The sequence below is a fragment of the Bacteroidota bacterium genome (assembly GCA_013696965.1).
Taxonomy (GTDB): domain Bacteria; phylum Bacteroidota; class Bacteroidia; order JACCXN01; family JACCXN01; genus JACCXN01.
Window position 1 is genome coordinate 1 of sequence record JACCXN010000061.1, and the last position, 9,395, is coordinate 9,395.

A 9,395-nucleotide genomic window follows, 5' to 3' on the forward strand; every position below is an offset into this window, starting at 1 on the left:
CAATGCAGGGAGGGTTACAGGCATTGCAAGAACTGCTTTATAAAGAGCCTGAATCTGGCCAAGCTGTTCCTGATTGTTCTCCAACTTTCAATAAACCTAAGTGGGTGAATGCACCATATAAAATGTACCTTTTTGAAGCATGTCCCTCTAAAGTTGGAATAGGAACTACTAACCCAATAGAAAAACTACATGTAAAAGGAATAACTGAACATATAATATGTGATGGTTGTACTGCCCCTCATGAAGACAAAACTACATACATAGCTCTTGAAGACCAGTTGGTAGATCAATCTGGTAATTTCATTGCGAAGAATTTGTGGAAAATGGGTGTAAGCGCAGGCACGGATAATAGCTATTTTTTAATTAGGCATGATACAGATAGACCAAGTTTATTTATAACCCAGGATGGCAGAGCTAGTTTATTTTCTTCTACCGATCCTGCTGCCTCATTAGAAATAACTCAGGCTGCCGAACTAAATTATGACCTTTTAAGACTTAGGAAAACTGGTAAAGGGGTAGTTTTTAGTGTAAAAAGAAGCGGTCGCGTTGGAATAGGAACGCCTACTCCTGAAGAAATGCTAGATGTAAGAGGAAATGGATATTTTGAAGGCAATGTTGGTGTTGGAACAATACCTCAGACCCTATTACATCTAAAGGGAACATCCTCTATTAATACCATACTATTTATGGAACCAGGTGAGTGGAACTCAACCGGAGATTATGCCGAAATACGCTTTGGAGATGCGAATCATTACATAAAAGGTGAATTTGGGAGAGGAACCACAATTTTTGATTTAGATAAAATACAACTAATGGGAGGAAATGTGGGGATAGGTACAGATACGCCCATTGCCAAATTAAGTGTTGATGGTGGATCAAGCGGTCTTACACTTTTTGAATTAAGAAATAGTGATGGTGTAAGATTTAGAGTTCAAAGTAATGGTCATGTCTTGACAAGAAGAGTTGTTGTAAATCAAAATTGGGCGGATTTTGTTTATGCTCCGGATTATATTTTACGGCCTTTGTCCGAACTTGCTAAAGTTATTGATGAAATAGGTCATCATCCTGAATTTCCTTCTCAAAAAGAGATAGAAGAAGGAGGATTAGATTTAGGGGATATAACCTATCGCCAACAAATTGTACTTGAAGAAGTGACCCGGTACCTGATACAGCAGGATAAAATTATAACAGAATTAAAAAACGAAATGAGAGAACTGAAATCAGAAAATCAAGAATTGAAAACGATATTTAAAATTTCAAAAAGAAGCCGAAAATAACTTAATAAAAATAAAGATAGGATATGAAAACACATCACTTTAAACAAATGAATATCCTAATACTTTCTTTTTTTGCTGCTGGCAAATATGGCTTGTAAAAAAGATAAGTGGGGGAAATGTCCTGATGATTTTGAAACTAGTAATTACGAGCATTTTGCTCTATTGAAAATAGTGCAGGCTAATTCTTTCAATGATAACTTTTTTATTTACTTTTAATAAATATGAAAGGTTAATTAGTAAAAAAAATTAAATATGAAAAAAATTGGAATTCTTATCTTTGGAATATTAGTTTTCAACAATGCAATTATTAGCCAAAATAAATTTTCAGTTGGTCTGTCCATTTCACCTGATTTATCTTACCGATTTTTAACCCCCATTCATATTAAAAGTTCTTATCATGATATTGATATGATTAATGAGCATAATGAATGGCTAGTAAATAATCTAAATGAAATTGAAAGCCCTAAATTTGCAACAACAACTTGTTTAAATGTAAAATACAAAATAAGTAAAAAATTGCTTTTTGCAACCGGTATTTGGTATTCTGACAAAGGTATTTCCTCAAGAGGATTTGCTTCCTTTCAAGGAAGTTATCGTTTTTCAGTATCGAGATTTCCAATTTCAGATCATACACAACAAAAATCAAAAAATTTATTTTTAGAAATACCATTATCTTTTAATTATATAGTTAAAGAAAGTGATTTAAATATGTTTACAGTTGATTTAGGTATGGGATTTGGACTAAACGCTAACAAATATAATAGTATAAGCAGAAGGGCGAAAACAGATTATATCACCTATCCTGTAAGTACAATTGAAAATACGGTGCCAACCACAATTGACCCATTTCAAATGCTTTTAATCGGCTTCTATAGTGGATTTAGTATGGAAAGAAAAATTTACAAGAATTTTTCTTTTATACTAAATCCGATATTTAGATTTTATCCATTCACTTTTTTTAGTGAAGAAAACACAAGGAATTTTGATTATGCTTTCCGTATTACTAATATCGGGTATTATAATAGTAATATCCCGGTTACAGTGTTTCCGGTAAAAGATAAACCTTTTTCGATAGGTTTGAATGTAGGAATAAATTACAAGTTTGATAAAAATTGATACCAATGAGGAAATTACTCAATATAATTAACTTAATGAAATAACCGTGCACTACTTGTTCCGATTTAACTGGAATAGTAATGAATATATCATGTCGTCCCGAATAAATCGGGATGACAATTAAAAAACAAATGCTTTAGCCTTCATGAGTTCCATAGAGGAATAATTAAAAACGAATAAATCATGTACTTATGAAAACAGTATTTTACTTATGAAAAAATTCATCGTTTTTCTTTTTGGAATACTCATATTCCAGGCATCATCTATCAGTCAAGATAGGCTTTCAGTAGGGCTTTCCATTTCTCCTGATTTATCTTATCGATTTTCAAAACCCATTCAAATTAAAAACTCTAATTATAATACAGATGCCGCTGATGCACATAATGAATGGCTTGCAAATCACCTTAATGAAATTGAAAGCCCTAAACTTGCTACAACAACTTGTTTAAATATAAGATATAAAATAAGTAGGAAATTGCTTTTAACAAGCGGAATCTGGTACTCTGACAAAGGTATTACTTCAAGAGGATTTGCTGTCTATCAGGGCGGTAATCATTTTTCAGTAAAAAGGTCAGATTATAAACAAGAAAAATCAAAAAATTTATTTTTAGAAATACCCCTATCTTTTAATTATATAGTTAAAGAAGGTGATTTATCTAAGTTTACAGTTGATTTAGGTATGGGATTAGGACTAAATGCTAACAAATATAAAAGTATGAGCAGAAGGGCAAGAACAGATTACAGGAGTTCGGCATATACCTTTGAAAACACTTTGCCAACTACAACTGAACCATTTCAAATGCTTTTAATCGGCTTCTATAGTGGAATAAGTGTTGAAAGAAAAATTTATAATAATTTTTCTTTTTTACTAAATCCGACATTTAGATTTTATCCATTCACTTTTTTCAATGATAAACATTTAAGGAATTTCGATTATGATGGATATAAAAACAATTATTCCTATTACAATAGGAACACTCCCGTTACAGTGTTTCCGGTAAAAGATAAACCTTTTTCCATAGGTTTAAATATGGGTATAAATTATAAATTCGATAAAAACTGAAGACTCGTAAGCAGTTTTCCCAATAAAATTAACTTTTATGAAAACAAATATTTTACACAGGCCTTTTATTGGCTTCTATTATTCCTTTGAGATTAATAGCTCAACAACAATCTGTCAACCTAGTTTCAAATCCTTCTTTTGAAGAAATAAAAACTTGTCCATGGCTTGCTCAGACCCCGGGTGATTTTGAGCAAATAGCTGCTGCCTGGAGTAATCCAACAGCTAATACTCCTGATATTCATCATGAATGTGGTTCAAGCTCAGTAGGTGTTCCATATAATATGTTTAGCTTTCCTCAACCTGTAAATGTACGTTCGGGTGGTCTTGCTTATGCTGGGGTTCATACGCTGTATAATCATCAATTGGATGTTCATACTAATTCAAGAGAATATATTCAAACGGAAATATATTTAAAGAGCGGCATTAAGTACAATATTAGGTATTTTGTGAGGTTATCTGATAAATCAGGCTATGCAACAAAGATGGGCTTTTATATTTCCACTACAAGACCTACATCAAATAATACTCTTGTTCTTCCAACTTCTTCTTCTGGCTTTCTTCATCCAGGGGTAATACAACATCAAAAAGATTGGAATTTAGTAGAAGGATCTTATGATGCAGAATCATCAGGCATTCATTATTTAACCATAGGTAATTTTGATTCAGATGATGGCAAGGCTGATCGTATAGATAATAACAAGGCTTATTATGCCTATTATTACATTGATGATGTAAGTGTTACAGCAGAAGTATGCTGCCTGCATATATTGAATATTTCAAATACAGATATTAGTTCATTGTCAGTGCCTTATGTTGCCTCGGCAAATCACACTGTAAATGTTGGCCTGGGAGTAACTGTGCAAAGTGGTGCGAATGCAATTTTTACAGCAGGTAGTTCTATTGAATTTTCTTCTGATTTTGATGGAACTGATTTTGAAGCATATATCAGCCCTTGTCCTGAAGAAACTCAGATAAAAAAAGCCGCTGGTTTAGGACCCACTATAATTACTCCATATAATACTGGAGGAGATAATAATCAATTATGCCTGAATTATGTTTCTGGAGCAACTTCATATATTGTTGAAGTATATACTACAACGGGAGCTTTGGTGTATTCAAATACTCAATTTATTATAGGACTGCCAGTGTGTGTGTGGAATGGAAAATCTGCAGGAGGTAATCCAGTTGCTGAGGCAGTTTATGAGGTTGAGATAACACTAAAAGGTTGTGATGATAAATCACTATTAGTAAAAGGTAGTGTAAAAGTCTCGAACAGTCAATTCATGATTGTAAATAATAGTGAATTTGAGGAACTTGTTCAGCTTAATTTTGCTGAGGAAACATTTGATGATGTTATAGAAGCATTTAATAAAAAAGAATCAATGGTCAAGTCGAATATTGAGAATACTGAGAAAAATATAGAAAGTAGTCATTCCAACTATAAATTATTTCCTAACCCTTCTTCTGGAATATTTGATATTCAACTTCCTTTGGGCTCAACTGAACCTACAATAATTCGGATTTTCAATGGAGAAGGAAAAATTATTTTCCAAGAGAAAACATTTAATGATCTTTTAAAAGTAAATATATCTTGCTTTGCGAGGGGAACATATTATCTAAAAGCAATGAAAGGAGAAGATATATTGATTATTGAGAAAGTAATTATCAATTAAAAACAGGATTAAACTTTTTTTGTTCCAAAAAAAATTATTTCAGGTAGTGTAGGAGGTTTTGGTAATTATTTCTTATTTGCACATACACTTTAAATTGTTATTGAAAAAATACTATTTTGAAAAATTTTCCTGAAACTTGGCTGAAGATTTCCTAAGAACATTTATTATTAAGGAAAATGGAAATATTGGAATTAATACAAATGCCCCTCAATCGAAGCTACATATTACACAAAATGCAGGTGAATTAAATAAAAGTTAAAGTGCCATTTTCTGCGTTGGCAATTTTTTTCTTTGGGTATGGAAAAAAAATACTGCACGAAGCAATGGGAGCCGAAAGTTGCAAGTTTGTAGGTTTGGAAATTAGACTTTTGTATTACTAGATATTTTTGAATTCGCACCGAAAAAAAAGCTTGTTGCTAACTATCTGATATCTCTATATTTTTTCCTATTTTTAAACCTTCAAAAATTTATTCAACACCTAGTAATGAAAAAAAATATTTTTCTCCCTATTCTATTCGTTGCAGCAATAGCCTGTAATGAAAAAGAAAAAAATGAAACGCCAAGTCTTGTTTATCCATTAACTGTTAAAACCAACCAGAGTGATACTTATTTTGGAACAGTTATCCAGGATCCTTATCGTTGGTTGGAGGATGATAATTCAGAAGAAACAGCAGAATGGGTGAAGGCCCAAAATGAAGTAACATTTAATTTTCTTTCCACAATTCCTTTTAGGAATAAGATCAAGGACCGGCTTACCGAAGTTTGGAATTTCGCCAAATATTCCACTCCCTTTAAAGAATCAGGCAAGTACTATTTTTATAAGAATGACGGAATCCAAAACCAAAGCGTGCTTTATGTTCAGGATTCATTAACAAGCGAGCCAAGGGTTTTAATTGATCCGAATAAATTTTCGCAGGATGGTACTTCAGCATTAACGAATTTTACAATTTCGAACAACGGAAAATATGCAGCCTATGGAATATCAAAGGCCGGATCAGACTGGAAAGAATTTTTTGTAATGGACTTAAAAACAGGTGAAAATTTAAGTGATCACATTAAATGGGTGAAATTTTCTGGCACTGCCTGGAAAGGCGATGGTTTTTACTATACCAGGTATGATGTAAAAGATGAGAAGCATCTGCTTTCAGAAAAAAATGAATTTCCAAAGGTATATTACCATAAAATTGGAGAACTTCAAGAGAAAGATGTGCTTATACATGGAGATAATGTAAATGCATTACGTGGGTTTTATGCAGGTGTAACTGAGGATGAAAAATTTATTTATTTATCTGAAACCGAAACTACAAGTGGTAATGCCCTGTATTTTAAAAAATCAGATTCCAAAACAGGATTTATAAAAATTGCTGATGGTTTTGTTAATGACTATAATGTAATTGATAACATTAACGAAGATCTGCTTATTCTTACCAATGACAATGCACCTCGATACAGGCTTATTCGCGTTGATACGAAAAATCCAGGAAGAGAAAACTGGAAAGAAGTTATTCCCCAAAACCAGGATGTTTTACAAAGAGTAGAAATTGCCAACGGGAAAATAATAGCCAATTACATGAAAGATGTCAGCACAAGGCTATACTGTTATACATTGGATGGAACTTTTGAAAAAGAAATAACACTTCCCGGGCTTGGAATTGTAAATTCTTTCAGCGGAAAAAAAGATGAGTCTGTTTCTTTTTTCTCCTTCTCCACATTTACTGCTCCAACAATAATTTATAAATACGATTTAAATTCAGGTGTGACCGAAATTTTCAGAAAGCCCGAGGTTAATTTCAACCACGAGGAATATGAAACCGCACAGGTGTTTTATCCGAGCAAAGATGGCACTAAAATCCCGATGTTTATTACCCATAAAAAAGGGATAAAACTCGATGGAAAAAACCCGGTAATGTTATATGGCTATGGCGGTTTTAATATTTCTGTAACACCGGGTTTTAAAGTTGAAAACACAGTTTTTCTTGAGAATGGAGGAATTTACGCAGTGGCAAATATAAGAGGTGGTGGAGAATATGGAAAAGATTGGCACAACGCAGGAACTCAATTAAAAAAACAGAACGTTTTTGATGATTTTATTGCCGCAGCGGAATATTTAATAAACCAAAAATACACATCGGCTGATAAATTAGCCATTAGTGGGCGCTCAAATGGGGGATTACTTGTTGGTGCAGCAATTACCCAAAGGCCCGATTTGTTTAAAGTAGCCATTCCAGGGGTAGGTGTTTTGGATATGCTAAGGTATCATACCTTCACAATTGGTTATGCGTGGGCAACAGATTACGGAAAAAGCGATGATGAAATTCAGTTTAAGAACCTTTTAAAATACTCTCCATTGCATAATGTGAATGCATTAGCCTATCCGGCAACATTGGTTATTACTGGTGATCATGATGACCGTGTAGTACCGGCACATTCATTTAAATTTATTGCAGAATTACAGGAAAAACAAACAGGAAAAGAACCTGTGTTGATTCGAATAGATGTGAATGCAGGGCATGGTGCTGGAAAGCCTGTATCAAAACAAATTGACGAGGCTGCTGATACCTGGGCTTTTATATTCCATCATTTGGGCATGGAAGTAAAATAAACACTTTATTAAATAATGTCCTGAAATAAATTGACAAAATTTTAAAAATCCCGACTGCCTCGGCTAGTCGGGATTTTTTTAATATTAAAATAGGGGTATTTTCTTAAATTTCATATTTAAGTTTGTCAAGCTTGATTAAAATGTTCTTTTATAACTTATTCTAAAATCTTAAAATAACGTTGAACTTTAATCATTTGGAGACCGTTTGGTTATTCTAAATTATCAAATATTGATAATGGTTACACTATACCTATTTCAGAACATGAAATTACTTTTTAAGAAAAAAGGAATTACTTTCTTGCTAAGGAAAGAGACATTTATTTCAAGAGGCATTACTTTCTTTTTAAGAAAGGAGACATTTATAACTTTTTAAGAAAAAGGCATTACTTTTTAACAAAAGAGGCCATTTGTTTTCCAAATGGCCTCTTTTTTACATCCCACAAAAAATTAATTACCTTCTTCCTGTAGTTCTTTCAACCATTTCATTGGCTTTTCTATAAGCTCTCTCACCTGATTCAGCCATTTCATCCATTGTTGATTCAACATTTCCTGTAAACTCATCAGTTAATCTTCGCGTTTTGCTAGCAATTTTTCTTCTTGTTTCGGTTCCTCTGTCAGGTGCATATAATATTGCAATGATAGTTCCTGCAGCTACTCCGGTAAAAAATGTCCAAAATGTTCTCATGTTTTTTTGTTTTTAAGTTAGAAATGTGAATAAAAAGATTGGTATTTGTAATGTGTATTATTTGTTAAAAATCTTGCCAAAATTTTCTTTTCAAACAAACATTGATTTATGCTATTAAGCTTGAATGAGAAAATGCAGGTTCTGATTTTGATTAGGAAAAAATTCCACAAAAGGGGAAAAACAACCACGGATTGCAATTTATGTTTAAGGATTGTAAATGAAACTCAAGGTTAAGAAAACAAGAACTGTAATTAAAAAAACACTTGCAGTTAATCTTAACCATAACCTTTGATCCTTTGCTTCGTCTTTAAGCTTTTTTGCATGTACAATATTATTTATTGCGTTTTGTGTACGTACAAATGCGCTTTCGCTTTTAGATACATAATCGAAAGCCCCTTCTTTAACCGATGTTACTGCAATATCAATCTTGTCTTGTCCTGATAAAATAACCACCTTGGTTTCCGGGCTTAACTTTTTAATTTCCTGCATTGTTTGTATACCATTAATTGCTTTAGGATTTGTTCCATTAAGAAAATAATCCAGCACAACAACATCAGGTTTAATGTTCATGTTCTTCAGGCATTCCTCTCCAGAGGTAAATGTATGGATGTTACTGGAATAATGCCTGGAATGTTTTAAATTGTTCTCCAACATTTTTAAATAGATGAGATCATCATCCACAAAAAAGATATTTATTTTTTGTTTGTTTTTCATATGTATATAATTTATTCGTTGTTAATTATTCCTTTATTGAATGCATGCTAAAGCATTTGTTTTTTTAATTGTTATCCCGATTTATCGAGAGCAATTTATATCATTCCTGTTTGTGCATGGTTAATTTTTAGCTATTTCATATGTATATAATTTAACTGTTAATTGACATCCCGATTTATCGGGAGCCATGTTATATTCATTAGCGTTTGTGAACGGTTCGTGCATGGCTACCCGATAGCTATCGGGTTCATATGTATATAATTTC

At 32.7% G+C, this 9,395-nt stretch carries 7 protein-coding genes; 5 read left to right on the plus strand and 2 right to left on the minus strand.

The annotated features are described in order from the left end of the window. The 5 genes from H0V01_10330 to H0V01_10350 form a co-directional block, all read left to right on the plus strand. Window positions 1-1,277, plus strand: a 1,277-nt coding sequence (locus H0V01_10330) for a hypothetical protein (protein ID MBA2583765.1), incomplete at its 5' end; no start/stop codon positions are given. Window positions 1,278-1,529: 252 nt separating this feature from the next. Beyond that, complete coding sequence (locus H0V01_10335) at window positions 1,530-2,393, plus strand: hypothetical protein (protein MBA2583766.1); 864 nt, start codon at window positions 1,530-1,532, stop codon at window positions 2,391-2,393. Between the two features lie 211 nt (window positions 2,394-2,604). Then, on the plus strand, window positions 2,605-3,456 hold the full coding sequence (locus H0V01_10340; GenBank protein MBA2583767.1) for a hypothetical protein: 852 nt from the start codon (window positions 2,605-2,607) through the stop codon (window positions 3,454-3,456). A 68-nt stretch (window positions 3,457-3,524) separates the two neighbouring features. After that, the gene (locus tag H0V01_10345) at window positions 3,525-5,129 is read left to right on the plus strand and encodes a T9SS type A sorting domain-containing protein (GenBank protein ID MBA2583768.1); all 1,605 of its coding nucleotides are present in this window, start codon (window positions 3,525-3,527) and stop codon (window positions 5,127-5,129) included. A gap of 484 nt (window positions 5,130-5,613) precedes the next feature. Next, window positions 5,614-7,731: a S9 family peptidase gene (locus H0V01_10350; GenBank protein ID MBA2583769.1), complete on the plus strand. Its 2,118-nt coding sequence runs from the start codon at window positions 5,614-5,616 to the stop codon at window positions 7,729-7,731. A gap of 451 nt (window positions 7,732-8,182) precedes the next feature. On the opposite strand, the gene H0V01_10355 is transcribed toward H0V01_10350, so the two are convergent. Beyond that, window positions 8,183-8,416 (minus strand): YtxH domain-containing protein, encoded by a 234-nt coding sequence (locus tag H0V01_10355; protein MBA2583770.1) that lies wholly within the window; start codon window positions 8,414-8,416, stop codon window positions 8,183-8,185. Window positions 8,417-8,620: 204 nt separating this feature from the next. Then, window positions 8,621-9,130 (minus strand): response regulator, encoded by a 510-nt coding sequence (locus H0V01_10360; protein ID MBA2583771.1) that lies wholly within the window; start codon window positions 9,128-9,130, stop codon window positions 8,621-8,623. Between the last annotated feature and the right edge of the window lie 265 nt (window positions 9,131-9,395).

What these genes read in the sequence shown, in the direction of transcription:
- H0V01_10335 (MBA2583766.1), top strand. Translation starts at nt 1,530, where the DNA reads ATGAAAAAAATTGGAATTCTTATCTTTGGAATATTAGTTTTCAACAAT.
- H0V01_10340 (MBA2583767.1), top strand. Translation starts at nt 2,605, where the DNA reads ATGAAAAAATTCATCGTTTTTCTTTTTGGAATACTCATATTCCAGGCA.
- H0V01_10350 (MBA2583769.1), top strand. Translation starts at nt 5,614, where the DNA reads ATGAAAAAAAATATTTTTCTCCCTATTCTATTCGTTGCAGCAATAGCC.
- H0V01_10355 (MBA2583770.1), bottom strand. Translation starts at nt 8,416, where the DNA reads ATGAGAACATTTTGGACATTTTTTACCGGAGTAGCTGCAGGAACTATC.
- H0V01_10360 (MBA2583771.1), bottom strand. Translation starts at nt 9,130, where the DNA reads ATGAAAAACAAACAAAAAATAAATATCTTTTTTGTGGATGATGATCTC.